The following is a 26,425-nucleotide window of genomic DNA, read 5'->3' as shown; positions in this document are numbered from 1 at the left end:
TTTACTCACCTTTTTTATATTTTTTGGCACCAAGCCAAGCTTGTCCAAGGCTTACACCACCATCATTTAGAGGAACTTTCTCTGATATATAAATATTGAAATCCATTTCTTTAAGTTGACGGTAAGTCTCTGTTAGTAGTAGCTTATTTTGGAAACAACCGCCACTTAGTATTATATTCTTAATATTTCGAGGTTGGGCTGAGTTACTAATCCACTGCACTAGAGCATAAGCCAAAGTGCTGTGCCATAAGTTACTAGCAACACTTATATTATCGCATTTTATTATGCTTTTTAGTAGTTTTTTTAAATTTAAATTAGTTTTAAATGATACCGATTTGGTATCATATTGAATGTTTGAAATATCAGCTAAAGACTCTAATTCTATAGCTGCTTGAGCCTCGTAAGTGTTGATATAGCAAATATTTAATAAGCTAGAAACAGCATCAAAGAGTCTACCCATACTAGTAGTTTTACCTTTAGGTAAAGAGTCATTTTGTAAAAGCTTGATTAGACTTTCAGCTTGCGGAAGTTTTTTGAGATGATTTGGTATCTCAAGATCGTATTTATGGCATACTGCAAGAGCCATTCGCCAAGGCTCTTTTGCTACTTTGTCACCACCTATATATTCGATAGGATCTAGCTCACCAATGCGGTTAAATTCTAAACTATCAATATCACAATGATAAAGTTCGCCACCTCTAGCTAAACCATCCTCACCTAAACCAAAACCATCTAGTACCAAACCTATAGCGTGACCTTGTAAATTATGCTCAGCTATTACAGCTGCTAGGTGGGCTTGATGATGTTGAATCTGATAAATTGGTAGATTAAAGTTTTGCGCAAAATGCGTAGTATAAATATCAGGATGTAAATCACAAGCAATACCATCAAACTTTAAACCAAACATCTTTTGGAAATGCTCTAGAGACTGCTCAAAAAACTCTATATTAGCTTGGCTATCCATATCGCCTATATGTTGTGATACAAAGGCTTGATTATCTTTGATAAAACAGAAAGTATTCTTTAAAAATGTACCAGTCGCTAGTATATTTGGTAGGGTTTCTGATAGTTGGATTGATTGCGGTACAAGTCCTCGAGATCTTCTAATAGGTAGATTTTTATCTATCACAGTATGAAAAACACTATCATCACTTTTTATCGCTATATCACGATTATCTGTAACTATAAGATCAGCAATATCTTTGAGTTTTTCGTGAGCTTCATCATTATTAGCAATGATGCTTTCACCAGATATATTTGCACTAGTAACTATCAAAGCTAAATTGTAAGCTTCTTTAAGCCAGTTAGCTCCCTGAGGTTGATTTAATAGATGATAAAAAAGGATATAATCAGTCCCTGTTGAGGGTAGCATAAAACCAAGCTGATTTATGCGTGGTGCAATAGATGAGTTGATATTGTTAGTAGAGTGTCTTTTAAGTAAAACGATAGGTCTGATAGTCGTATTTAGAAGCTCATTTTGCTGTGTAGTAACTTCTGCAAAATGCTCTTTTATGCTTTGAGTATTTAAAGCCATTAAAGCAAATGGTTTGTTTGGGCGATGTTTTCTTCTACGGAGTTCTTCGACTGCTTGAGTATTTGTAGCATCTACGACTAACTTAAAACCGTTTTGACTCTTAATTGAGATAATTTTACCAGCCCTGATAGCCTGAGATATTTCTGCAAAAGAATGAGATAGTTCTGGTCCACATTTAGAGCATGCAACAGTTTGAGCGTGATAATGCCTGTCTAATGGGTTTGTGTAGCTATCGTGACAGCCATCACAGAGTGGAAAATCTTTATAAGCAGTTTTATCTCTATCATAAGGTAGGCTTTGTATTGTGCTAAAGCGAGGGCCACAGTGTGTACAGCTAGTATATGGATACAGATAGTAGCGACTTTTTGGGTTAAAAATATCATCTAGACACAAGTCACAAATAGCTGTATCGGCTGGAATTTTGGTAGCAGAGCTACCTTGTTGAGTTTCTAATATTTTAAAATCTGTAAATTTATTTTCAGTTTGGCAAATAGTCTTTTCAATAGTTTCTATATTAGCTAGCGGAGGCAGTTTTGCCTGCATATTAGTTATAAAACTATCGGCAGTAGATTCATCACATTGTAGAATTATTTCAACACCATTCGGAGTATTTTGCACCGAGCCACACAAATCCATATCCTTGGCAAGGCAATAGATAAAAGGGCGAAATCCAACCCCTTGGACTATACCATTGACGAGAATTTTTATTATGGTTTGTTGCATTTTTTCCTCTTGTGATGATTTTTCATCATCAGCTATATTTTTAAATTTGCTGTAGTGACAGCACAGTGTGCTGTCTTATTATAGTTATGGCAAACAGCTGACAGATCAATGATCTGTCACTACATAAAAATTGTTAGTCATACCTCTTTTTAAAACTACCCCGTCAGTTTGCGACTGCCACCCCTTCGTTCCAAAGGGGAATTAAAATTATGAATTTTTATAATTCTCAATATACTCTAAGACAATCTCATGGTGATCTTTTGTTTTAAACTTATCAAACACATGATTGATCTTGCCATCTTCGTCGATAAAGAAGCTAATTCTATGAATACCATCATATACTTTGCCCATAAACTTTTTCTCGCCCCAAACACCAAACTGTTCAGCAACTTTGTGATCTTCATCACTTAGAAGCTGTACTGTTAGGCTATCTCTCTTCAAATTTCTTGAGGCGTTTTGGTGCATCAGAACTAATACCAAGAACTACAGTATCAAGCTCAGCTAGTTTGTCATTAATGCTACTTAGACCAATAGATTGAGTTGTACAACCTGGAGTCATAGCTTTTGGATAGAAGTAAATTAAAATATTCTTTTTACCTCTGAAATCACTTAATGATACTTCTTCATTATTTTGATTTTCTAATTTAAAGTTTGGAGCTAATTGTCCTTGTTCTAGTGTTTTCATTCTGATTCTCCTTTTTTTAGCATCTCTTTTAGTATTTCGTCAAAGTCATTAAGTTTACTAGCTTGAATTACTAGTCCGAGGTTGTTTGGAATTGTAGACCTTGATATGGGTTTATTCACGGTAGGTATATTAATAATACAAACATCTCCAGTTACTGTATGTTGAGGACCTGCATATAGTGTGCCTAATAAAGATATTCTACTTCCGACACAAAGATTACCGTCTTTACTTACATAACTACCGATATTGGCTAAAAACACTAGTGTGCCTAATAAAGATATTCTACTTCCGACACAAAGATTACCGTCTTTACTTACATAACTACCGATATTGGCTAAAAACACTGGAGAGCCACTAGAGCCTGGGAAACATGCGGCATCAATCATAAATTCTGGTTTACCATTATATGGAGTTTTAGGGTGTGTGGCTGTAATTCCTTTTCTAATAATTGGTAAATTATGCTTTTCATCCCATATTCCATTAGGATATCCAATCATAATTATATCCTCCATAGTAGATAAAGACTTAAGAAGTTCATCATGAGCTAAAAGTTCTTTATGAAGAGATCTATAGTAAAAAGTAATATTATCTTGATTAGCTTGTTTAATAATCTGGGCAATGGGTAAAATAGCTAAGTCAATATCTTTGTCAGGATGTCCAATCCATCTGCTCTCAAAACCATCTATTGATATTGGAATGTGACTACCTATTTCTACTTCTCCATTATTATTTTGTTTAGATAAGAAAAAAGTACCTTTTGTAGCATCTTTAATTACATGCTTATTGGTTACTATACAAGGGATATGGTGCTCTTTTTCTTTCAGAAACGCATAAAAATAACCTGTTCCAGAGCTAATACCATGAGGAGTTTCACATTCTATTCTTATAGTACTATGAATTAAATGTTCAATAGGATTTGTATTTTCGTTGTTGGTCATAATTACTCTAACCTTTCAATTCTCTCAACCAATCCAACCAGCTATCAAAACCAGCACCAGTTTTTACGGATAGTTCAAATATTTTCACATCAGAACGAATCTTTTTAATATTTGCGATACATTCTTGGATATCAAAATCTACATAAGGCGATAGGTCAATCTTATTGATAACAACTACATCTGCATAATAAAACATATCAGGGTATTTAAGTGGCTTATCAGCTCCCTCTGTAGTTGAGATAACTGCAACACGATGCTTTTCACCAAGATCAAACATCGCTGGACATATTAAGTTACCAACATTTTCAATCATCACAAAACCATCTTTGATATTACCAAGATGTTCAAAAGCATGACCAACCATGTGAGCATCTAAATGACAGGCTTTACCAGTATTTATCTGATAAGCTTTTGCACCAGCCTTACGGATTCTCTCAGCATCAAGATCTGTATGTTGATCACCTTCAACAACTGCGATAGGGTGACTACCACCAAGCTCTTTGATAGTTCTCTCAAGTAGAGATGTCTTACCAGAACCTGGGCTTGAGACAAAGTTTAGGGCAATATTATTACCCTTAGCTAATACATCTCTATTTTGCTCGGCATATTGATCATTTGCTTCTAAGATTGCTTTTTCTAGCTTTACAGCATCGCCTTCATGACCATGATGATGGTGATGACTACTATCTGTTCCACATCCGCAAGTTGTACACATAATTTACTCCTTAATTAAAAACTATAGATTCTACGAGCATATCTTTACCTTTGAGAATATCTTTCTCAAAACTACCGCAGTTTGGACATTGCTCATATAATCTGATTAATTCAAATTCATGTTCACAAGCTTTGCATTTTGCTATAGCTTGCTCATGTATTATTTCTAGCTTTGCTTGTTCTAAGACACTATCTTTTGCAGCTACTGGGAACCAAAATTCAAAAGATTCGACATCGACACCAGCTAAATTACCGATTTTGACAACTACTTTAGATACTTTTTTAGAGTTATTTTCAGCTGCTTTCTTCGCGATACTTATGACACTTTGACACAATGAAAACTCGTGCATTAGGACAAATCCAAAACTACATGACTATAACTATATTATACCAAAATATAAGCTGTAAGTATCTGCTGACTTAAGGAGGATTAATTTTTGTTGAATTATAAATTATACTGTTTTAGTATGGTTTTGAGTCATTTCGTATTTTAATAATTAAAAGTTAACAAATAAGTTTGCTGCTTTTATATATTGTTGCCAGTCATAGGTTGTTAGGTCGTGACCACCGGATCTTATATGATAACTAACTATACCTATTACTGGTTTATTAACGGCTGGCTGATTTTTAGGTAGATTTAGCGCTTCTCCAAAGAGCTTATATACTGGCGATGTGGCTTTAGCAGCAAGAAATGCACCATTAGGATCAGCCCATTGATCATCTTCTGCACTAGCAACATATAGTGGTCTAGGAGCAATTAGATCGAGTAACATATGTTGATCTACTGGCAGAGCTTGTGTGTTGTTATTATATTTTTTGAAGTTTTTAGAAAACCAGTATGGGAACTCTGTATTTATTGAGTATAAAGTTTCTCCATAGTTTCGTTTTGATAAGCTTGCGCCTCCAGTACCTGAGTCATTAGATATTACCATCGCAAAATTTTGATCTAGTGCTGCTGCCCATAATGCTGTTTTACCAAGCCTTGAGTGTCCAAAAACAATAATTTTATTTTGATTGATTAAAGGCTCGTTTTTTAATCCATTAGAGATATTAATTAAACCCCATGCCCAAAGACTAATTGCCGAGTAATCTTTATAGTTTTTAAGACTTTGAGACACATTATCATAAAGTTTCTGTGCATTATCCGGTGCAATGTCTCCATAATAAGCAGTAACTAGACCGTAACCATTATTAATGATATCTTCCAAGTCAAACCTACTAGATCTATAACCTTTTGACTGAGCTGTAAAATGATTATCAATCAAAGCTCCTTTAGGATCTGTAGGCTTAAGACAGGTCACTGGATTTCCCCAGTTCTTATTGATTAGGATATTAGGGTCATTAGTTACGCTTTGGTTACCACAGAAGTTATATCCCAAAAATATTGGATAATTTTTTTTCTGTTGATTTGGAATGTATATTAGTAGATTTACTTTGGTTTTACCAATATACAAGACAGCCTGTTTTTCTATAGCTTTACCATTTAAGGCATTATCATTTTCTTGAATAACTTTATATCTAAGTTCTAAATTATCTTTTGGGATATCTCCATAAACATTTTGTTTAAATAAATCTATTATTTGAGCTCTTCGCTCTTGCCATTGTTTTTTTGTGGTAACTTCTTTACCGTCATTCATTATTAAAGCATCAGGAAGCTTATATGTTCCAACTTTAGTTTCATCATAATTTATCTGACCAATAGCAAAACTAACTTTTGAAATAATCAGTAAAAGAGTTAATGTTACAAAGATTCTAATCATAAAAATAAAGTCACTTTAAAAAGTTAATAACTTAAGTATTACTTGAAAAATCTAGTTTATCAATAAGTTTAGTATATACGTTAAAGATGGTTAAAGTAATTATTAAGGGAGTAATCAGCAATGTAAGTGTATATGGATCATATTATCTTTTGGAGATAATAAGGTTTGCAATCATAGCTATAAGAGTGATTATCGCACCAGCTGTTAGTATATATGCCGGAGCTAAGTTATTATTTGAGAATTTGATAGTGCTGATTACAATCATAGGTGTCAGACCACCAAAGACAGCAAATCCTAGATTATATGCAAAACCTATGCCAGTATAGCGAACATCTTGCTTAAACAAATCAATCAACATCGCAGGTATATTGCCCCAACAAAGAGCTACCAAAATAGCACTAAGAACTATAGCGATAAAATAGAAATTTTGATGTGATGTATATGTAGTATAAATGACAAAGCTAAAAGCACATGTGGCTACTATGCTAATTAACAAAATCAAATTTCTACTAACTTTATCAGCAAATAGACCAACAGCTACACAAAGGATAGAAATAATAATCACACCAAGACTGTTAATCCATGTGAAGTTATCTAAGTGAAGATTTAGAATAGTACTAAAATATGCCGGTAATAACAAAAATAGTGTTACAAAACAAAGAGCTCCAAATGACACAATAATTGTTGAATAGATCAAGTTCCAGCGATGAGTTAGAAGCATCTTTGTAATCGGTAGAGAAAACTCTTCATTCACAAAAGGATTAAACTCTTTGATATCAATAAGCTGACGTCTAAGATAGTATGCAACAAGCCCAAACAGACCACCTAATATAAAAGGTATGCGCCAACCATAGGCAAGCATGCTCTGACTTGTAAAGAACTCCAATAGCAAACTTTCAACTATAAATCCTATAGCAACACCAAGTATCAAGAATCCAAAAATCACCGCAGTCATAAAACCACGCTTCTCAGGGACAGCTTCACCAACATAAGTGATAGTACCTGGTATCTCGCCACCAACTGATATCCCTTGAGCTATTCTGCATAGTACTAACAATATAGGTGCCATAATCCCAATACTACTGTAAGTAGGTAGTATACCAATCAGAAATGTTGATAATGCCATAATCAAAATAGAGATTGTAAAAGTTTTTTTCCTGCCATATTTATCACCAAAATGACCAAAGATAATACCACCAAAAGGTCTAGCAAGATAGCCAACAGCATAAGCACTGAATGCGATTAATAAAGATGTAATTGCTGATTGAATAGGAAAGAAAAGCTTAGAAATGTAACTAGCGAGTAAAGCGTAGATAATAAAATCATAAAACTCAAGCATACCGCCTAAACTTGATAGTAATAGTGCTTTACGTTGATTTTTTTGTAACATATTTATTATTAGATCCTCTGTATATTAATTACTTCATTCTAGCTAAGATATTATCTTTTACTATTAACTGGTGGTGTAGAGCAGCAGCTATATGTAGTACCACTAGCACTAATAAAACTGAGGCAAAGATATAATGATAACTAAAGATTTTGCTACCTAATTCAAAGTTTGGAGTCACGATTTCTGGGAATGGTATCACGAAGAATATCTTCCATGGATAGCCCATTAGCATCGAGCCAACTACTCCCGAAAAAGCCATGCCAAATGCTGAAATATATAAGCCAAGATGCACTATTTTAGCTATGATTAATTGTAGTAATGGTAGTGGTGGATTATACGGTGGTTTGATACTAAAAAACCTAGCAACAACCAACAGAGGTATCACAAAGAAAATTACTAAACCAAAAGATTTATGCAAGGTCATAATCCATCTTGAATCAAATAGATCATAAGCATAACCGAAGCCCAAGATAAGCTGAGCAATTATCAAAAAAGCCAATAAGCTATGTAGAACCCTAACAGATAGACTGTATTTCATAATCATAGATAAGTTAATAGAGTGTTTTTTGATTGTATAGTATTTACAAACTTTTGAGAAATATTTTAATCTGGAGTATGCCAAATCTTTCTAAATTCTTTGATGATTTGATCATGACGTAATAGAAAATCTTCAGTATCGTATTTTTCATCATATTTCTGGGTTTTAACGACTCTTTTATCTTCATTGAGAATGATTTTATTAGTGATACTAAATACTATGTCTGCGATAGGTTTGATGATTTTGCCAGTCAAAAACTTACGATAGTTTACTAAATATAGCTTAGTTTGATACTCATTAATAGGTACAAAATAAACACAAATTTTAAGTTTATCAGCATTATTAAGTAACCAAAAGTTAGGAAAGATGTACTTTAGCATTAAACGTTGGTTTTTTAGTGCTTCTATATATTCATTACTTATATTTAGCTTTATATCTTGAGGGATTTTGTATCCTCTGCCGATAGATCTCTTATGTACAGTAGCTAAATGAGTATAATCAAGTTGGTTCTCGATACAGTGGCGGATGTTGTTATCCCATGTGTCCGTCAAAAGAGAGTACTTACCAGCAAAATCATTATATAGCTTTTGTGCAAATTCAAAAGCGTAGCTATTATCTAGTTCTTCATCAAAAACATTTATCCAAATCATGTCAGCGACAATTTTTGTTTGATAGCTTTTAACTTGTAGTTTTGGGATAGCGCTTTGAGTTTCTGGTGTGTATATACAGTTGCCTTGTGTGTCAAACCTAAAGCCATGAAAAGGACAAACTATAGCTCCATCACATACTTTGCCTAAACTTAATTCTGCACCACGATGAGGACAACGATTTTCCATAGCTATTATTTTCTCAGCATCTTTCCATAAAACAAGATTTTTACCGAGTCTTTCTAGTTTGATAGGTTTAGATTTGATTTCTTTGATATGAGCTATAGCGTACCAAGCTTTGGGAATGTTATTTATCATTGAGCACAAAAATTAGTTTTTGCATGAGTAGAATTATACCTTAAGCTATTAGATAATTAATACTATTGAAATCTTTTAGATACTATAAATATGAGTGCAAACCAAAATAATCAAGAGATAGTCGGAGGGTTAATTCTCTTTGCTGCAGCTTTTGTTGCAATACTTATAAATAACTCACCATTATCTATCTACTATGGAATGCTTGAGACAATCAATGTCAAACTAGGAATTGAAAATCTCGTTATCGACAAAAATTTGATGCATTGGATTAATGATGGTTTGATGGCTATATACTTTTTATATATTGGTTTAGAAATCAAAAGAGAGATAATCTCAGGAGCATTGTCAAAGCCTTCTAATATTATAATACCGGCCGTAGCAGCTCTTGCAGGACTTGCAGTTCCAAGCTTGATATATTTATCAATTAACTATGATGCTAATATCACAGGTTGGGCAATACCTTCTGCAACAGATATAGCATTTACTCTAGGTATATTAGCTCTACTTGGTTCAAGAATCCCAGCAAAGCTAAAGCTATTGGTTATTACAATCGCTATTTTTGATGATATAGCTGCAATAGTAATTATTGCGATATTTTATACCAAGTCACTGTCTTTACTTTCGCTATCTTTAGGGACTCTTTTTATATTGGCGATGATTATTTGTAATAGAGTATTTAAAGTTAATAGAAGTTCTGTATATGTGGTTCTTGGTTTTTTTGCTTGGTTTTGTACGATTAAGTCTGGAGTTCATGCAACTTTGGCAGGTTTTACAACAGCGCTGTGTATTCCTTTTATAGAGAATGACAAAGATTCTCCAGCTAATTTTATGGAAGAGTCTCTTCATCCTTGGGTTATCTATTTTATACTACCTATATTTGCATTTGCTAATGCTGGTATCAATTTCTCAGGGATGAGTGTTTCTATAATATTTGAGCCAATTACATTAGGTATTATATTGGGGTTATTTGTCGGTAAGCAGTTGGGTATTTTCTCCATATTGGCTATTTCAAAGAAGCTGAAACTATTTAAGCTAGGAGAGTCTTTTTCGAGTTCTCAGATATATGGTATAAGCCTTTTATGCGGTATAGGTTTTACCATGAGTTTATTTATTGGAACTCTCGCTTTTGATGATAATCATACTCTTAATGCAATCAAAGTAGGTGTGATAGTAGGTTCTTTACTCTCAGGAGTTTGTGGTTATATAGTTCTAAGGTTTATAGCTAGAAAACCTCACTAATATAACTGTATAAGTATTTTTAATATATAATGAAATTATGATGATTCAACTCTAGTTGATTAAATGTTTGAAAGAAACTCACAACAAAATCAATCTACAAAATTCTGCTTAATGAGTTGGAACTCATACAAAATTGACTATAAAGATACAGAAGCATTCAAAGCTTATATCAGACATACATACTTTAATCACAATATTGATATCTTTTGTCTACAAGAAGCAGTACATCAGCATGATACTAAATTTCCTATCGACAAATTTGATATAAACTTCGCATCTAATATTGTATTACGTTCACATAACTATGGGGTAGCTACAGTTAGTCATTTCCCAGTGATAAAAAATGTCAAAATACTTACAACTCATCGAGAGTCTGTAATAAATACTCACAAAGCTTCTTTGATTACACATTTAAATATAGCGGGCACAAAAGTTGTTGTTGTGAATATCCATGCAATCAATTTCAAGAGTAATAAAGTTTATGAATATGAGTTTGAGAAAATAAAAGAATATATCTCTCCAGAGAAATATAAGCATCCTATTATAATTGCAGGGGATTTTAATACTTGGAATAGAAGACGAGTTAAGTTAATCAAAGATTTCTGTAGAGAGTTTAGTTTTAAAGTGGCTTTTATAGATGAGCCTCAATTAGTCAAATCTTTTCAGAGCAATCATTTAGATTTTGTATTATACAGAGGTCTAAACCTTGAAAAAGCATCTGTTTTAGATTGCAAAAAAATATCAGACCATAATCCGATTATTGCAGAGTTTTGTATCAAATAAATATTTGATTAACCACCATAAGACTTAGTTTTATCGTTGATGATGTCATAGCAAAGATCAGTCAACTCAGCGACAGAGTAATCTTTTGGATCAATAGGTTTTCCAAAAGACATTCTAGCGATACCAGGCTTCACAAAGTCACCTTTTTTACGTCCAAAATATACTCCAAAGTTATGAGCCACAGGGATTATAGGAATATTTGATACTTTAGCTAGCTTCATTGCAGAGCGATGAAATTTCGGATATTTACCAACAGGCACTCTTGTACCCTCTGGGAAGATTATAATGCTTAAATTTTTATTTTCTATTCTATCTTTGCCATCCTCTAAAACTTTTTTGATTGCAGAAAGACCTTTTGATCTATCTACACCAATAGCTTCAGCAAATATGTTTGTCTTACCAAAAATTGGTTTTTCTAGTAACTCTTGCTTCATCACAAAGCAACAATCATGAACAAGGCCATAAAATACAAAAGTCTCTAACATCGACTGGTGTTTAGAAACATAAATACAGGGATAGTCTGGAATATTTTCTTTACCTTCAATTTTTACATATATTTGTAGTATGACTAGAGTTCCTAAGCGATATAAACAAGACCATATCCAACAAACAAATAATCTAACTTTTAATGATGCTCCTAATACACCAACAGTATTCATAAGTAAACAAGAAAATAATAATACTATATACCCGTAAACTTTGAAAACCTGCATTCTTGCTAATAATAGTAGATGAATAATTTTTTTCATCTGATAGACCTCTTCTTAACCTTTAAACTCTTTTGTTTTTTCTGTTATTACCTTATGGCAGTGAGTAGTCAGAGTCTTTGAGTCAAAATCTCTAGGATCAATGCGTTTACCAAAATCCATTCTAGCAATACCTGGCTTAATAACTTGCCCCCATTTCTTAGGGAAAAATCTCCCAAAGTTGTGAGCTACAGGAATAATATAGGTGTTAGCATCAGCTGCTAGCTTCATTGCAGAGCGCTGAAACTCTGGATACTCTCCAACTTCAACTCTTGTACCCTCTGGAAAAATTACAACATTTATGCTATCAGCTAAGCTTTGTTTACCGTCAGTGACTACTTTTTTTAGTGACTCTCTAGGCTTATCTCTATCTATAGCGATACTGCCTAAGTTTTTCATTGCTGTACCAAAGATTGGAGCATCAAAAAGCTCTTTTTTCATGATAAAGTGACACTTACCAATCAAACCATAAAACATAAATGTTTCTAGCATTGATTGATGTTTAGACACGTATATGCAAGGATAATCTTTGTCGATGTTTATACGACCTGTTACACGGATGTATACTTGTAAAAAAACAAGCATACCTATCCAATAAAGATAAGTCCAAACTTTACAAACCGCCATTCTCCAAGAAATGGGAAGGTTAAAAAAAGTAAATATATTTATAAGTATGCTACTACCACCAATAACAGCAAACGAATAGAGTTGGAACGCAGTCATCCTGGCCCACATCAGTATATTCCAAATCTTTTTTAAAAAAGATTTCATCAAAAACTCTCCATAAATTTTTAGTAGGTTTATTTAACTATCAGTTTGTACTAAAGCTTAAAATCATTGGTATCATTATACACTTTTTATAAATAGCTGCCGACAAAAAAATAAGCCTATGAAGAAAATAAGATAAGATTCTTAGATAAAAATGAAAGATTATTTTTCTAAATATTTTAACTTATCTGGAACAGATGCCCAGTTGTCAGCGTCCTCACAAGGGTCGCATTTCTCTACGATATTTGGCCAAATACCAGCAAGCTCTCTGTTTAGATCAAGCATTTGCTCTTGGCTCTCTGTAAGATCATCGCTAGATTTGATAGCATCAACAGGACACTCAGGCTCACATAAAGCACAGTCGATACACTCATCTGGGTTTATTACCAACATATTAGGACCTTCATAGAAACAGTCAACAGGACATACTTCTACACAGTCACCATATTTACATTTGATACAATTTTCAGTAACTACAAATGGCATTTTATTAAATCCTTTCGTTATTTTACTTTTGTTAAAAGAAACCCACAAATTATAGCATAGATATGAAAAAGGTAAATATTAATCTATTTTGGCAGATTATCTCTCCCACAGTTAATATTTTGTATAGTGCTAAAGCATAAAATAAAATAGCTAAAATTAGAAATATTCATTAACAAATGATAGTATTAGCATAAATATTTATAATAATGTTTTGGTTAAAAATGAAAGCTGAACTTGACCCAAGAAAATTAATCGCTGCGACAACGATATCTGTAGCGGTTTTGTTTTTTGTAACATATCTTGTATCTATTGCTGATGGTAATAACACTTTATGTAATCCATTTATTTCTGGCTGTTCTGATATTACTCATGCTGGGTTTACATCGTATGAGAAGTATATGCTTAAGGCTATACTAATACCGACTGCTACGCTTATGGCAGTGATTTTCTTTTTTATCACACAGTTACTTGTTCAAATAAGTGATAATAAAAAATCAATAATTAAGCAAGGTAAGATTATGCTTTTCTTAGCATCTGTTGGTTGTATTGGCTTAATCATTGGGACTTCAGTAATTGATGGTCAGCAGACTCTCATGAAAGTTCACCTAAAGGGCGTTGCTGTGTTTTTTGTGCTAATGAGTATCTGTCAGGTTTGGTATACAATTATCGAATATAAGTATTCAGATCGACTTAATAAAGTACCACTTATCTTGCGTAGATTTGCGATTTTCATAACGGCAGCTTTTTCGATATGGTCAGTATTTATGGATCAGACAACAGTTAATCACAATATTGTTGAATGGTGGGGTGTTTATGCTCTTATTTTCTGGTTCTGGACATTTTCTATTACTAAAATTAAGTAGTCCATTTACTGCACACTTTTTGTCTTTTTGCTCGAGATTCTCTAAACTTATCACTATTGTATCGTTAAATTAATTGGTATTTTTTTATGTCTATAGCATCATTATTTAGTAATCCTAGCCTTAATCAATATATAAATGATAATTCAGTAAAACTAGATAAAACTGAACAGGAGCTCTTTGATAAAGCAGCAAATGATGAGTTAAGTCACATGCTTAGTTCACCTAATCAGTTACAGCTTATTAGTCTCTTTATCAAAATGATTAATGCAAAAAATGTCTTAGAAATCGGTGTTTTTAGAGGTTTTTCAACATTGATTATGGCTCAAGCATTACCCTCTGACGGTAAAGTAGAAGCCTGTGATATTAGTTATGAATATATCAAGCCATACAAACACTTTTGGCAAGAAGCAAACGTTGAGCATAAAATTAATCTTAATATTGCACCAGCTTTAGAAACTTTAGAAAGGTTTGAAAAGCAAGCTAAGAAGTTTGACTTTGTATATATAGATGCGGATAAGCCAAATTATATTAACTACTATGAAAAAGCTTTAAAATTGGTAAACTCAGGTGGAATTATCGCAATAGATAATGTGCTCTGGTCGGGTAGGGTTGCAGATGATTGTAATAATGAGCAAAACACCTTGATTATAAGAGAGTTAAATAAATTAATTTATAATGATAGCAGAGTGGAAGCTTGTATTATTCCTATAGGAGATGGTATCAACCTAGTTAGGAAGCTTTGATTTTTATGCTAGATAAATTTTGCTTAGGGCTTTTTTAGACACGTCCAAAGCTTGTTGTGTTGATTGACCCTTAGCTAAAACTACTCCCATGCGACGCTTACCATGAATTTCTTTTTTGCCAAAAATTCTAATATCTATACTTGAGTCAGCTAGAGCTTCATCAATCCCTAATATACTTGGATCTGTAGATTCTCCTTCAAGTAATATAGCAGCAGATGATGAGGGTTGAAGAGTTTGTATTTGCGGTATTGGTAACCCTAATATTGCACGCAGATGTAATTCAAACTCATTAATGTTTTGTGATATGAGTGTTACCATGCCTGTATCGTGAGGACGAGGAGAGACTTCATTAAAAAATACTTCATCACCCTTTATAAATAACTCAACACCAAAAACTCCATATCCACCTAGAGCATCTGTGATCTCTTTGGATATCTTTTGAGATTTCGCTAGAGCTATATCCGACATTGCATGAGGTTGCCAAGAGAATCTATAGTCACCATCTTTCTGGATATGTCCGATAGGATCACAAAATGAAGTACCATCTTTATGTCTAACAGTTAGAAGTGTAATCTCATAATCAAAATCTATAAATTGCTCTACAATTACACCTTTAGCATGACCTCGAGAGCCACTTTGGGCATAATTCCATGCTTTTTGAACTTCGTTATGTTCCTTGACTATAGATTGTCCTTTACCTGATGAGCTCATTACTGGCTTAATTACAAATGGTAGTCCTATAGTCTCAACAGCATCAAGATATTCTTTTTCACTATTTGCAAAAGCAAATTTAGATGTCGCTAGACCAAGCTCATTAGCTGCTAGAGATCTTATACCTTGGCGATCCATAGTGAGCTTTGTAGCTTTGGCACATGGGACAATATTGAAGTTATGAGCCTCTAACTTTACTAAGCTATCAGTATTTATAGCCTCAATCTCAGGAACTATATAAGTTGGTTTTTTTGCTAATATTAGTTGTTCAAGAGCATCAGCATTTAGCATATCTATAACGAAACTCTCATGTGCTACTTGCATAGCAGGGACGTTTTCATAACGATCTACTGCTATGGTATATATACCTAGTCTCTGAGCTGCTATGATAAATTCTTTACCAAGTTCACCTGAGCCAAGTAGCATGATTTTAATCTTTGGTGTTTTGCTATACATAATCAGTTATTCTTATAAAAATAATATTTAAATAATACTATATATCTAGAGTTATATAAAAAATTATAACGATGAAGTTAATTTTAAGGACTTAATTATTACTATACTGTTTGTATATCTTTATACCGTTTTTAATTTGCTCATCATTTGTAGGGATATTTAGCTCTTCACCGGCAAAGATAGTATCGTTAATAATATCCGGATCATCTTTTAGATTTAACCCTTTGATTGAGAGAATTAAATCATAATTACTATAATCATCGTTATTATCAATTTTATCTAAAACCATCTGTGCAATTTTATATAATGAGTCACCAGATTTTATTATATATGTTTTATTATTTACCTGTGCTTGAGGAGATAGATTCTTAGACTCTATATTATTACTTTGATCTTGGTTTTTTTGCTCTAAAATTGTTGATGGCTGACTCTCTAGTACTGTTTTATTATGCTCATTATCTTGCTTCTCTGACTTTGTTGTAATATCAGGAGATTTTTCTATTTGAGGTTTTATAATCTCTGAGCTACTATCTGACTCTCTTATGTTATTATCAATTGCTTGCTTTGAAACTGTATCTTTTTGAGTTATTGGAAGCTTATCAGTTGCTCTACTGTAGAGCAGTGGCTGACTTTTTTGAATAAAGCTTTCATAGTTTGTTGTTGCTAATGTATTTAGACTTTTATCGTTTGATTGGGTATTTGGTGAGTGGGAATTAGCTATTTTTTTCTCAATAATGTTAGATGATAAGTATATTATTAGTAAAGATATGCTAATAATAGCTATACGATTAAAGTAGTCAAAAAGCTTCATTTTCCCATACTTGGCTTTCTTGTAGTACAGTATATCTATACTGTTTAATATATAAGTTATATGGTTTTTTGGGATGTTAAGATACTCACAGTATCGCTTTATTCTATCTTTTAATATGGTTGAGGGCTGTTGAGTGATTTTATAACTATCTCCTTGTTCTATAATTATTATAGTTTCTTCAGGTATGTTAATCGCATCAGCAACAGTAGTCATACTTAAGCCTTTGTACTCTCTATATGATCTAATAATTTCTTGGAAGTTACTCATGTGTTGATGATTACGCTTAAGTTTCTTAAATTATATATTAGGTATTTGTTAGAGTAAACTATGGCTATTTTATCGATTTGATAACAGATTTTTGTTTCACTAGTGATTTGCTTACAAATTATATTTAAAAACATATCGAATATCGCATATATTAATAACTAAGTAATTTAAAGATGTAGAGGTTGCTAATTAATAAAAGCTAAGAGATAAGTACAGTTTTATTTTTTTAGAAAAGACTATTTCTTTGCTAGAGGATAGAACTCAGTAATCTGTTTACCAAAGTCTAGAGGGTCAATTGTTGAAGGGTTCTGTCCTAAAGACCAAACCATAAATCCAGAGAAGTTATCATAACTATTAAGAGCAGAACCTTCGCTATCTCCTGTAGTATATGCTGTCTTTAACTCTTCTGGTGTAGCGTAGCTATGTTCACTAGGAGCAAAGTCATCACCTATAACTATTTTTGTTTTTGTATTGTTAGCAGTCTTCAGTGAGTCTGATGCTATTTTCATTGATAGCGTTGGTGCTTCATTTGTCCAGTTTGGGGCTTTATTATTGTAGTTTTGAATTAGAAGAGCATCAAAACAGACATTGCCACCGCAAGCATCAGTAGGAAGCATATCTTTGAAAATATTGTAAGCGCCACCTGTTGCTGTCCAGTATATGTTTGCAGGAACTCCTGTATCTATATATGTTTGAGGAGCTGCTGTGATATAGAAGTCTCTTGGGAATTTGTCTTTCATTTTATCACTTTCTGCATACTCACGCATTTTTGATATTACATCTTTGATTTGATTTTGCCATGTAGCAGTACCTTTTATAGAAGATCCTTCAAGATCAAAATCAAAACCATCCATGTTGTTTTCTGCAAGGTAGTTTACAATATTCTCTGCTAATACCGTATTATCGTTAGATAGTGTTGGATTCCATGTGTTTGTTAGTCCACCCGTAGATGCTATAAATAGAGCACCTTTAGCATGAACTTTTGCTATCGCTTGACTGAGATACTCAGGGTTCACAGGATCATAGAATCCTTGCACATCAGTCCCAGAGACTTTCAAAAACCCAGGGATTATTACATTGTAGTAATCGGCAAAATCACTTAATTTTTCTACCAATTCTGGACTTTGACCCCAAGTCCAAGTACCCCAGTATCCAACCATAGATTTCTCTGGCCAAGCACCTGCAGCTTCGTAATTAATAGTGTCATTACCTTTAATTTGACCATCTACGATAGTTATACTATTTGCTTGATAAGTAGTACCTCCTGATTTAAATGTGCCAGGTTTAATAATAAACTCTCCTCTTGATGGGATGCTTGTTGTATTTGAACCATTGTCTAAGTTTATAGAGTCACCATATACATCTCCAGTAGAAGATATTCTCTGTGCATTCACAATCTTAGTTGGTGTAGCATCTTCAGGGAACTTGACATTGAAGCTAACATTAGCAGGTTTAACATCTTCTGCTTCAAATGCTATATTTAAATTTATATTTTTACTTTCTTCATTAACTTCAATAGGGTTAGGTGTAATAGTTTTAGCAACGTAGTTCGTTGAGCCATCAGAGCTTAAGACATTACTAACTGAAATATTATGAGAACCCTTCGCTACTGTTATAGGAGTTGGGTCGTTAGGGTTTATAGTATATGTTTGAGAATCAATTTTAACCTCGATTTTATCTATAGTTTGAGGTAGACCTGTTGTTTTGACATTTACTTGAGCTTGAATTATGTCTCCACATAATGTCCAAAAATCAGGAGCTTCTTTGGGTGACTGATCAGTCCACCATTTCATATTTTCATAAATACTTCCTTCAAATCTAACGAAAGCTTTGGCAGAGTAGCCTGATGCTGCAGGAGTATATTCTTGTACATTACTTGGTATGGTATCACATTTACCTGGAGATGGAGGTGTTGCTTTCTTGTATTTTAATGGCACATTAGTGGAGTCTTTAGTCATATCAAAGAAGTCAGGAGAAATTGAGCCACTGGTTACACTAATTATGTAATGGGTAGGCTGACTATCAGAGTATGGTAAGGTCACCTGATTATTTATAACTGTATAAGATGTATTGTTTGCTGAGAATTCAATTTTTGCATCACTAGGTAAACTATCTCCTAATATTTTAATGGAAACCGTTTTCTCTGCAGTTGGTTCTGGAGATGGACCAGGATCTTTGCATCCTTCTGTCCAAGCTTCTTGCCAAGCAGTACCTTTGCCTGGCTCATAAGCCCAAGCAGCTGAAGAAGAGCACCATCCAGGGATATTACATACATAGCAAGATTCCGCATTATTAACTTCTTGACCTTTAGAATAGCTAGTCCCTGCATTGTAGTTTTCAGCAGCAGCATAGCTTGTAGCTCCACATGCTGTTAATAAAGCACTTATTAATAGCTTTTTATATTTCATATAATTGCTCCGAATCTAAAATTTTATATAAAAATGAATTACTATTATAGTATATAAGAGTAAATAGTAAATTGTCAGGAAATAACAGTACTTGTTAATTTTACCAACTAAGAAGAAAATTTAAAGAAATATACAAAAGGATTTATTTACTTAGAAAAACGATATTGTGGTCAGTATTTACATCAACAACGATTTTCTCTTCAGCTTTAAACTCACCATCTAGTAGTTTAAGAGCTAGAGGATTTTCTAAGTTGTTTTGTATAGCACGCTTAAGCGGTCTAGCTCCAAACACAGGATCAAAACCAGCATCAGCTAGTTTATCTATAGCATTTGGTGTCACTTCTAGGGCAATCTCCAAATCAGTTAGACGTTTTTCTAAGCGCTTGATTTGTATTTTAGCTATTTCTGTAATCATTTCTTTATTTAGAGGTTCAAATACAATAGCATCATCAACTCTGTTTACAAATTCTGGCCTGAAGTGGCTAAGTACCATTTCCATTACAGCAGATTTTACTGTTTCATAGTCTTGGTCTTGCATTTCTTGAATCTTATGAGATCCAAGATTTGAAGTCATAACTATTACAGTGTTTTTAAAGTCTACTGTTCTACCTTGGCCATCAGTTAAACGACCATCATCCAATACTTGTAGTAAGATGTTAAATACATCAGCATGTGCTTTTTCAACCTCATCTAATAGAATTACTGAATAAGGTTTTCTTCTGACATGCTCTGTTAAATAACCACCTTGCTCATAACCAACATACCCTGGAGGAGCACCTATCAATCTAGCTACAGAATGTTTCTCCATAAACTCAGACATATCTACTCTAAGCATTGCATCTTGATCATCAAACAAGAATTCTGCTAAGGCTTTTGTAAGCTCTGTTTTACCTACACCCGTTGGGCCTAAGAACATAAATGAACCTATTGGTCTATTTGGATCAGATAAGCCGGAACGAGATCTTCTAACAGCATTAGAGACTGCTTTTATAGCTTGATCTTGACCAATTACTCTTTTATGTAAGAAACTCTCCATATTTAGAAGCTTCTCTTTTTCTTCTTCCATCATTTTAGATACAGGTATACCCGTAGCTTTTGATACTACATCTGCTATTTCATTCTCTGTAACAGATGTTCTAACAAGCTTATTCTCAGAAGGTTCTGCCTCAGTTTCTTCTATTTGTTTTATTTGAGTTTCAAGTTCAGGTATTACACCATATTGTAGTTCAGACATCTTTGTCAGATCACCAGATCTTTGATATTTTTCTAGCTCAAACTTAGCTTTCTCAAGTTTTTCTTTAAGCTTACTAGCTCCTTGCATCTTAAGCTTTTCAGCTTTCCATAGCTCTTCAAAACCTTTATATTCAGATTCTAAGCCTTTTATTTCTTCTTTAAGTATCTCTAGGCGTTTTTTTGTAGCTTCATCTTTTTCTTTTTTTAGCTGCTCACGTTGCATTTTTAATTGGATGATTCTACGGTATAAACTTTCCATCTTCTCTGGTTTAGAATCTATTTCCATACGGATTTGGCTACCCGCTTCATCAACTAGATCAATAGCCTTATCGGGCAACTGTCTATCGCTTATATATCTATGTGATAAAGTAGCCGCACTTACAATAGCAGAATCTGTGATATTTACACCATGATGTAATTCATACCTTTCTTTTAAACCTCTAAGTATAGCAATAGTGTCCTCAACTGTAGGCTCATCAACTAGCACTTTTTGGAATCTTCTCTCAAGAGCAGGATCTTTTTCAACATACTCGCGATATTCATCTAGAGTTGTTGCACCCACACATTTTAATTCACCTCTTGCTAGAGCAGGCTTAAGCATGTTGCCAGCATCCATAGAGCCTTCGGATTTACCAGCACCAACCATAGTATGTAATTCATCGATAAATAAGATTACATTACCATCTTGTTTTGCTAGTTCTTTTAGTACCGATTTTAAGCGCTCTTCAAAGTCACCTCTAAATTTTGCACCTGCCAATAGAGCACCCATATCTAGAGATAGGACTTTTTTACCTTTGATGCCTTCTGGAACTTCATTGTTTATTATTCTTTGAGCTAGACCTTCAACAATCGCAGTTTTACCAACACCAGGCTCACCAATAAGAACTGGGTTATTCTTTGTTCTACGCTGTAATACTTGTATTGTTCTACGAATCTCACTGTCTCTACCTATAATAGGATCTATTTTCCCTTTCTTTGCTAGATCTGTTAAGTCAACAGTATATTTATCTAGTGCTCCTTTCATATCTTCTTGATTTTGGTTACTCACTTTTTCTCCCCCTCTATAATCATCAACTGCTTTGGTAATTTTTTCTTTTGTTATATCAAACTTATTATATAATCCTGCCAGACTCTTATCTTCTATTGATGCTAATAAGAAAATCTCACTTGAGATAAACTCATCGCCATTTTTATTTGCTAGATCTTGCATTTTATGTAATGTAGTTATTAAATCTCTAGATGGAGATACTTGTGAATTACCTTCTCCTGATAATACAGCTACTCCATCAACAATATCATTAACTGCTTTAGTAAAATCTTTTGAGTTAACTCCACAGACACTTAGTATAGATGTCACCACACTGTCATTTTGCTCTAATAGAGCTTTTAACAAGTGGGCAGGTGTAAACTCAGTAGCTTTTTGCTGAAATGCATATGATTGAGCTTCAGCCAAAGCTTCTTGTAGTTTTATTGTGAACTTATTTATATCCATTATTCTCCCCAACTTATATTATCTGTTATACATCTAAGGATACTTTGCTGTTTTTCAAGTAATAAATTAAGCTTACTGGAAAAAAATATATAAATAAGTTTTAGTATTGTTTTGATGAAGCTCCCCATATGGCTTTACAAGCTTTGTTTAGGTACTATTATTCACACCTGTTATAGAGTTTTATATATAAATATGAATAAAAAAGCTTTCTTTACTTTGATTGTTTGCTATTTTTTCTGCAGTGGAGCTTTTGCAAAAGAACTAAAGAATATAATTATCTTTGGTGATAGTTTGAGTGACTCTGGATATGCAAATAATTTTCATAATATAGATAGTGGCTGGCCACTAATTCCTGGCGACTTAAAAGATGTTAAGCAACCAACCCTCACAAGTCCAGATAAAGGTAACACTGTTTGGATACAGTTTTTGTCTCAAGATAATAAGATCTTATCTACACCAAATAATATTTATACACCAGGTGAAAACATCAACAGATCAGTGAAACCTGTTTTAGATGGCAACAACTATGCTGCTGGAGGAGCTACGACAGTTTGTAAAGGGCTTGGTAATAAGGGTGACTATACTCCACCTCCACTAGGACCTTTGAGAGAGGGTGAAAACTGTCTAGTTGGACAAGAGGATATTCAAAAGCATAACCAAATTGATAGTTATCTAAAGCAACATCAGAACAAGGCAGATCCTGATAGTATTTATATTATTTGGGGAGGAGCTAATAATCTTTTTATTCAATTAGGATATTTCGCAGATAATCGCTCAATATTGTCAAAGATATACTATCTTATGAAATATAAAGTCACAGGTGAAGTATTGCCTGACCATGAGATACTAAAAGTAGAAAACGCTGCTGAAGATATAGCAAGTGATGTAAGATATTTGATTAAGCATGGAGCAGAACCTAGAAATATATTTGTAGTTAACTTGCCTGATTTGGGTATAACTCCAGCCGCAACAGAAAATGGAATAGATGCTAAGAGTTTTAAAGTGGAGTTATTCAACTCACTATCTAGAGCATTTAATGAGAAGCTTGCAAGCAATATCATGCCTGATTTTGTAAGTATCATTGATGCTCAAAAGTTTTTCAATACTATTGTTAAAGATAGAAAAATAAAAGTAAATGGTGTCGAGTATAACTTCTCTGATGTAACACACTCTGCGTGTGACTTTGATGGTCCAAATGATCTTACTTGTGTTCCAAAAGGTTATGTCAGTGGTAGATATGATAAATATCTTTTTGCCGGACAGGTGCATCCAACTAGCTATACTCATAAAGTTTTGTCTAAGTATATTTATAGTTTCATAATTAAATAGACAAGTTTCTATCTATAGCTATGAAATAATCCTTGTAGCTTGATATCAAGAGTTCTAAAATACAATCCTAAATATTCTATTAAGTTATAAAATGAGTATGTTACAAAATACTTTTACGGGCTGGAGCAAAAGAGAGGTTAGCTGGCTAGTTAGCTGTATAGTATTAACTGTTGTTGCGGCATCTATCAGCGGGAGTAGCGCATTTATACTAGTATTTTCTGTTATCAGCATTACAAACCTGATATTGGCAGCTAAAGGGAAGGTTTTTAACTATGTTTTAGGGCTTATAGCAGCAATTATGTACGCTGTAATCTCGTATCAAAATCAAGTTTATGGTCAATTACTTCTTGCGGTACTTTTTTTGTGTCCAATACAGTTTTATGGTTGGTATAACTGGACTAGACCCAAAAACACAACTAAAGAAAAACATATAAAAATTAAAAAATTAATGAGATTACAGTTTATAAGTATTTTGGCTTTTATAGCTGTGGTATCTACTATATATGGGTACTTTGTTTTACATCTATATTTTGGTCAAAATGTGGGGTTGGTCGCAGATGCTATTGTTGAAGTTACTTCAATTATAGCTTTTATACTTACAGTATTGTTATTTAAAGAGTTTTGGATACTGTGGTTGGCTGTAGATGTTTTGACAATTTCAATTTGGGTTGATGGGATTTTGGATTCAGCAATTACTATTGCAATTATTCCTGTTATTATTACCAAAATTGTAGCATTAATAAATGCTATCTATGGCTATATAACTTGGAGAAAGAATTATAATTTACAGAAACAAAGTAGTCTTTAATTATTTTTAGTTGCGGCTTTCATTTCTTTAACGAAACATTCAAGCTCGCTAAACATTTTTTCTTTATTTGAGAGATTGGTTTGAATTATTTTTACTGTTGCAGAACCTGAAATTGCACCAGCAGCACCTGCTTTGATAGCTTGTTGTACCTGCTCAGGTTTAGAGATACCAAAGCCTAAAACTGGCTTAGGCGCATTATATTCTCTAAGTTTAGACAGTACATCTTCCACTGGCATATTTGCTGCAGTTTCCGCACCTGTTACACCAACTCTCGATAGTAAATACGTATAACCACTTCCAAGTTCAGAAATTTGTTTAAGAGTAGTCTCACTAGCATCAGGTGGAGCAATAAATATCTGAGAGATACCTACTTTTTTAGCAATATCACGAAACTCTTTAGATTCATGGGCTGGCACATCAGCTATAAGTATAGAATCAACCCCAGCAGCTAAACATTTTTGATAAAAATTCTCTATACCATTTGCATAGACTAAATTTGCATAAAGCAATAAGCCAATGGGGATATGAGAGTGTTTTACTCTTATTTTTGTGAGTATATCAAAACAATCTCTAGGAGTTACGCCACTCTCTAGAGCACGAATATTTGCTTCTTGAATTGTTGGTCCATCTGCTAATGGATCTGAAAAAGGTATGCCTAGTTCAAGAGCATCAGCACCTGAGCTAACTAGAGTGTCAATAATCTCAAGAGATAATTCTTTATTAGGGTCACCAAGTGTTACAAAAGGTATAAAAGCACCTTCATTTTTTTTCTCTAAACTTGCAAAAAGGGTTGTGTATCTATCCATTACTAAATCTCTCCCTTTTCCTTTAAAATGTCATGTACTGTAAAAATATCTTTATCACCACGCCCAGATAAATTAACAACCAAAAGTTGCTCTTTATCAGGATTGTCGTAAGCAAGCTTAAGAGCATATGCTAAGGCATGAGATGATTCTAGAGCGGGGATAATTCCTTCTTTTTTGCATAACAATTTAAAAGAATCTAACGCCTCATCATCAGTGACTGAAGCATACTCAGCACGTCCTATTGCTAGTAAATGAGCATGTTGTGGGCCTACAGATGGAAAATCTAGTCCGGCTGATACAGAGTATGATTCTTCAATCTGACCATCAGTATTTTGCATCAATGGTGCTTTCATGCCAAAAAATATACCAGTTTTACCATGCTTGAGAGGCGCTCCATGTTCACCAGTTTCGATACCTTTACCAGCAGGTTCTACACCTATCAGTTTTACACTGGTTTCATCAATAAAATCAGCAAACATTCCAATAGCATTTGAACCACCACCAACACAGGCAATCACAGCATCAGGTAATCTACCTTCCTTGGCAAGGATCTGTTGCTTGGTTTCTTCACCAATCATTCTTTGAAACTCTCTAACAATTGTCGGAAAAGGGTGAGGTCCTGCAGCAGTACCTAATAAATAGTGAGCTTTATTATAGTTTGCAGACCAGTCTCTTAGTGCTTCGTTACAAGCATCTTTAAGTGTTGCTGAACCACTATGTACAGGTATGACTTCAGCACCCATTAACTTCATTCTAAAGACATTGGGACTTTGACGTTCCACATCTTTAGCACCCATATATACTCTGCATTTTAGATCAAGTAGTGCGCAAGCCAAAGCAGTAGCAACACCATGTTGCCCAGCTCCTGTTTCTGCAATTATCTCATTTTTACCCATTCTCTTGGCAAGTAGAGCCTGACCAAGTACTTGGTTAGTTTTGTGAGCACCACCGTGTAGTAGATCTTCACGTTTTAGATATAATTTAGTTTTTGTGTTTTTGACTATATTTCTAGTTTTTGTCAGAGCTGTGGGCCTGCCCGCATACTCTTTTAAAAGCTCTCTAAACTCCTGTTTAAAAACCTCATCAGCTTGTGCTTTTATAAATTCTTGCTCTAGTTGATCAAGAGCGGGTACAAGTATTTGTGGTACAAATTGACCTCCATACTCACCAAAATAAGCATTTAGTTTTGACATTTAAATACTATGATTGAATTTTAATGCTTTATATTA

The 26,425-nt window shown here is 33.7% G+C and carries 23 protein-coding genes and 1 pseudogene; 6 read left to right on the top strand and 18 right to left on the bottom strand.

The annotated features are described in order from the left end of the window. Position 1: 1 nt before the first annotated feature. From hypF to F7308_RS09640, 9 genes and pseudogenes are all read right to left on the bottom strand, one after another. Complete coding sequence (gene hypF, locus F7308_RS09680) at positions 2-2,257, bottom strand: carbamoyltransferase HypF (protein WP_013923696.1); 2,256 nt, start codon at positions 2,255-2,257, stop codon at positions 2-4. A gap of 207 nt (positions 2,258-2,464) precedes the next feature. Then, positions 2,465-2,942 (bottom strand): annotated as a pseudogene (bcp, locus tag F7308_RS09675) (thioredoxin-dependent thiol peroxidase). Further along, complete coding sequence (locus tag F7308_RS09670) at positions 2,939-3,880, bottom strand: S1 family peptidase (protein ID WP_013923694.1); 942 nt, start codon at positions 3,878-3,880, stop codon at positions 2,939-2,941. Before F7308_RS09670 ends, bcp begins: the two are co-directional and overlap by 4 nt. 7 nt (positions 3,881-3,887) lie before the next feature. Then, entirely contained in the window at positions 3,888-4,595 is a 708-nt protein-coding gene (hypB, locus tag F7308_RS09665; protein WP_013923693.1) for a hydrogenase nickel incorporation protein HypB, read from the bottom strand. A gap of 10 nt (positions 4,596-4,605) precedes the next feature. Then, positions 4,606-4,944, bottom strand: coding sequence for a hydrogenase maturation nickel metallochaperone HypA (gene hypA / locus F7308_RS09660; protein WP_013923692.1), 339 nt, complete (start codon positions 4,942-4,944; stop codon positions 4,606-4,608). A 147-nt stretch (positions 4,945-5,091) separates the two neighbouring features. Then, a complete protein-coding gene (locus F7308_RS09655; protein WP_013923691.1) occupies positions 5,092-6,354 on the bottom strand; it encodes a glucuronyl esterase domain-containing protein in 1,263 nt (420 codons plus the stop codon). A gap of 142 nt (positions 6,355-6,496) precedes the next feature. Then, entirely contained in the window at positions 6,497-7,744 is a 1,248-nt protein-coding gene (locus F7308_RS09650; protein ID WP_013923690.1) for an MFS transporter, read from the bottom strand. 28 nt (positions 7,745-7,772) lie between these two features. Next, positions 7,773-8,288 carry a cytochrome b gene (locus F7308_RS09645; protein ID WP_041263851.1) on the bottom strand — a complete coding sequence of 172 codons (516 nt, stop codon included), beginning with the start codon at positions 8,286-8,288 and terminating at the stop codon, positions 7,773-7,775. Positions 8,289-8,347: 59 nt separating this feature from the next. Next, positions 8,348-9,244, bottom strand: coding sequence for an aromatic ring-hydroxylating oxygenase subunit alpha (locus F7308_RS09640; protein WP_041263995.1), 897 nt, complete (start codon positions 9,242-9,244; stop codon positions 8,348-8,350). Positions 9,245-9,337: 93 nt separating this feature from the next. Between F7308_RS09640 and nhaA the strand changes: the two genes are divergently transcribed. Together nhaA and F7308_RS09630 are read left to right on the top strand one after the other, a co-directional pair. Further along, complete coding sequence (gene nhaA, locus F7308_RS09635) at positions 9,338-10,486, top strand: Na+/H+ antiporter NhaA (protein ID WP_013923687.1); 1,149 nt, start codon at positions 9,338-9,340, stop codon at positions 10,484-10,486. A gap of 63 nt (positions 10,487-10,549) precedes the next feature. Further along, positions 10,550-11,269, top strand: a complete 720-nt coding sequence (locus F7308_RS09630) for an endonuclease/exonuclease/phosphatase family protein (protein ID WP_013923686.1) — start codon at positions 10,550-10,552, stop codon at positions 11,267-11,269. A gap of 8 nt (positions 11,270-11,277) precedes the next feature. On the opposite strand, the gene F7308_RS09625 is transcribed toward F7308_RS09630, so the two are convergent. The 3 genes from F7308_RS09625 to fdxA form a co-directional block, all read right to left on the bottom strand. Continuing rightward, a complete protein-coding gene (locus F7308_RS09625; protein ID WP_013923685.1) occupies positions 11,278-12,018 on the bottom strand; it encodes a lysophospholipid acyltransferase family protein in 741 nt (246 codons plus the stop codon). Positions 12,019-12,033: 15 nt separating this feature from the next. Continuing rightward, entirely contained in the window at positions 12,034-12,786 is a 753-nt protein-coding gene (locus F7308_RS09620) for a lysophospholipid acyltransferase family protein (RefSeq protein WP_013923684.1), read from the bottom strand. A gap of 159 nt (positions 12,787-12,945) precedes the next feature. Then, the gene (fdxA, locus tag F7308_RS09615) at positions 12,946-13,269 is read right to left on the bottom strand and encodes a ferredoxin FdxA (protein ID WP_013923683.1); all 324 of its coding nucleotides are present in this window, start codon (positions 13,267-13,269) and stop codon (positions 12,946-12,948) included. A gap of 221 nt (positions 13,270-13,490) precedes the next feature. On the opposite strand from fdxA, the gene F7308_RS09610 reads away from it, so the two are divergent. Then, positions 13,491-14,132 carry a Frag1/DRAM/Sfk1 family protein gene (locus tag F7308_RS09610; RefSeq protein ID WP_013923682.1) on the top strand — a complete coding sequence of 214 codons (642 nt, stop codon included), beginning with the start codon at positions 13,491-13,493 and terminating at the stop codon, positions 14,130-14,132. Between the two features lie 86 nt (positions 14,133-14,218). After that, positions 14,219-14,875 carry an O-methyltransferase gene (locus F7308_RS09605; protein WP_013923681.1) on the top strand — a complete coding sequence of 219 codons (657 nt, stop codon included), beginning with the start codon at positions 14,219-14,221 and terminating at the stop codon, positions 14,873-14,875. A 3-nt stretch (positions 14,876-14,878) separates the two neighbouring features. Here F7308_RS09605 and purT read toward each other — a convergent pair whose 3' ends face one another. The 4 genes from purT to clpB all read right to left on the bottom strand — a co-directional run bounded on the left by purT (position 14,879) and on the right by clpB (position 22,253). Further along, on the bottom strand, positions 14,879-16,042 hold the full coding sequence (gene purT, locus F7308_RS09600; RefSeq protein WP_013923680.1) for a formate-dependent phosphoribosylglycinamide formyltransferase: 1,164 nt from the start codon (positions 16,040-16,042) through the stop codon (positions 14,879-14,881). Positions 16,043-16,133: 91 nt separating this feature from the next. Continuing rightward, positions 16,134-17,120 (bottom strand): helix-turn-helix domain-containing protein, encoded by a 987-nt coding sequence (locus tag F7308_RS09925; RefSeq protein WP_049775493.1) that lies wholly within the window; start codon positions 17,118-17,120, stop codon positions 16,134-16,136. A gap of 236 nt (positions 17,121-17,356) precedes the next feature. Further along, entirely contained in the window at positions 17,357-19,528 is a 2,172-nt protein-coding gene (locus F7308_RS09590; protein ID WP_013923678.1) for a glycosyl hydrolase family 18 protein, read from the bottom strand. A 142-nt stretch (positions 19,529-19,670) separates the two neighbouring features. Further along, positions 19,671-22,253, bottom strand: a complete 2,583-nt coding sequence (gene clpB / locus F7308_RS09585; protein ID WP_013923677.1) for an ATP-dependent chaperone ClpB — start codon at positions 22,251-22,253, stop codon at positions 19,671-19,673. 192 nt (positions 22,254-22,445) lie between these two features. Here clpB and F7308_RS09580 point away from each other — a divergent pair, with 192 nt between their 5' ends. Beyond that, the gene (locus F7308_RS09580) at positions 22,446-23,582 is read left to right on the top strand and encodes an SGNH/GDSL hydrolase family protein (protein WP_013923675.1); all 1,137 of its coding nucleotides are present in this window, start codon (positions 22,446-22,448) and stop codon (positions 23,580-23,582) included. A 91-nt stretch (positions 23,583-23,673) separates the two neighbouring features. Continuing rightward, positions 23,674-24,390 carry a nicotinamide riboside transporter PnuC gene (gene pnuC / locus F7308_RS09575; RefSeq protein WP_013923674.1) on the top strand — a complete coding sequence of 239 codons (717 nt, stop codon included), beginning with the start codon at positions 23,674-23,676 and terminating at the stop codon, positions 24,388-24,390. Here pnuC and trpA read toward each other — a convergent pair. Continuing rightward, on the bottom strand, positions 24,387-25,196 hold the full coding sequence (gene trpA / locus F7308_RS09570) for a tryptophan synthase subunit alpha (RefSeq protein WP_013923673.1): 810 nt from the start codon (positions 25,194-25,196) through the stop codon (positions 24,387-24,389). The two genes, pnuC and trpA, sit on opposite strands and share 4 nt — an antisense overlap. A gap of 2 nt (positions 25,197-25,198) precedes the next feature. After that, positions 25,199-26,389, bottom strand: a complete 1,191-nt coding sequence (gene trpB, locus F7308_RS09565; RefSeq protein WP_013923672.1) for a tryptophan synthase subunit beta — start codon at positions 26,387-26,389, stop codon at positions 25,199-25,201. Positions 26,390-26,425 lie beyond the last annotated feature (36 nt).

The sequence above is a fragment of the Francisella salina genome, assembly GCF_000219045.1.
GTDB lineage: Bacteria > Pseudomonadota > Gammaproteobacteria > Francisellales > Francisellaceae > Francisella > Francisella salimarina.
This window is presented reverse-complemented; position numbering and strand designations above follow the sequence as displayed.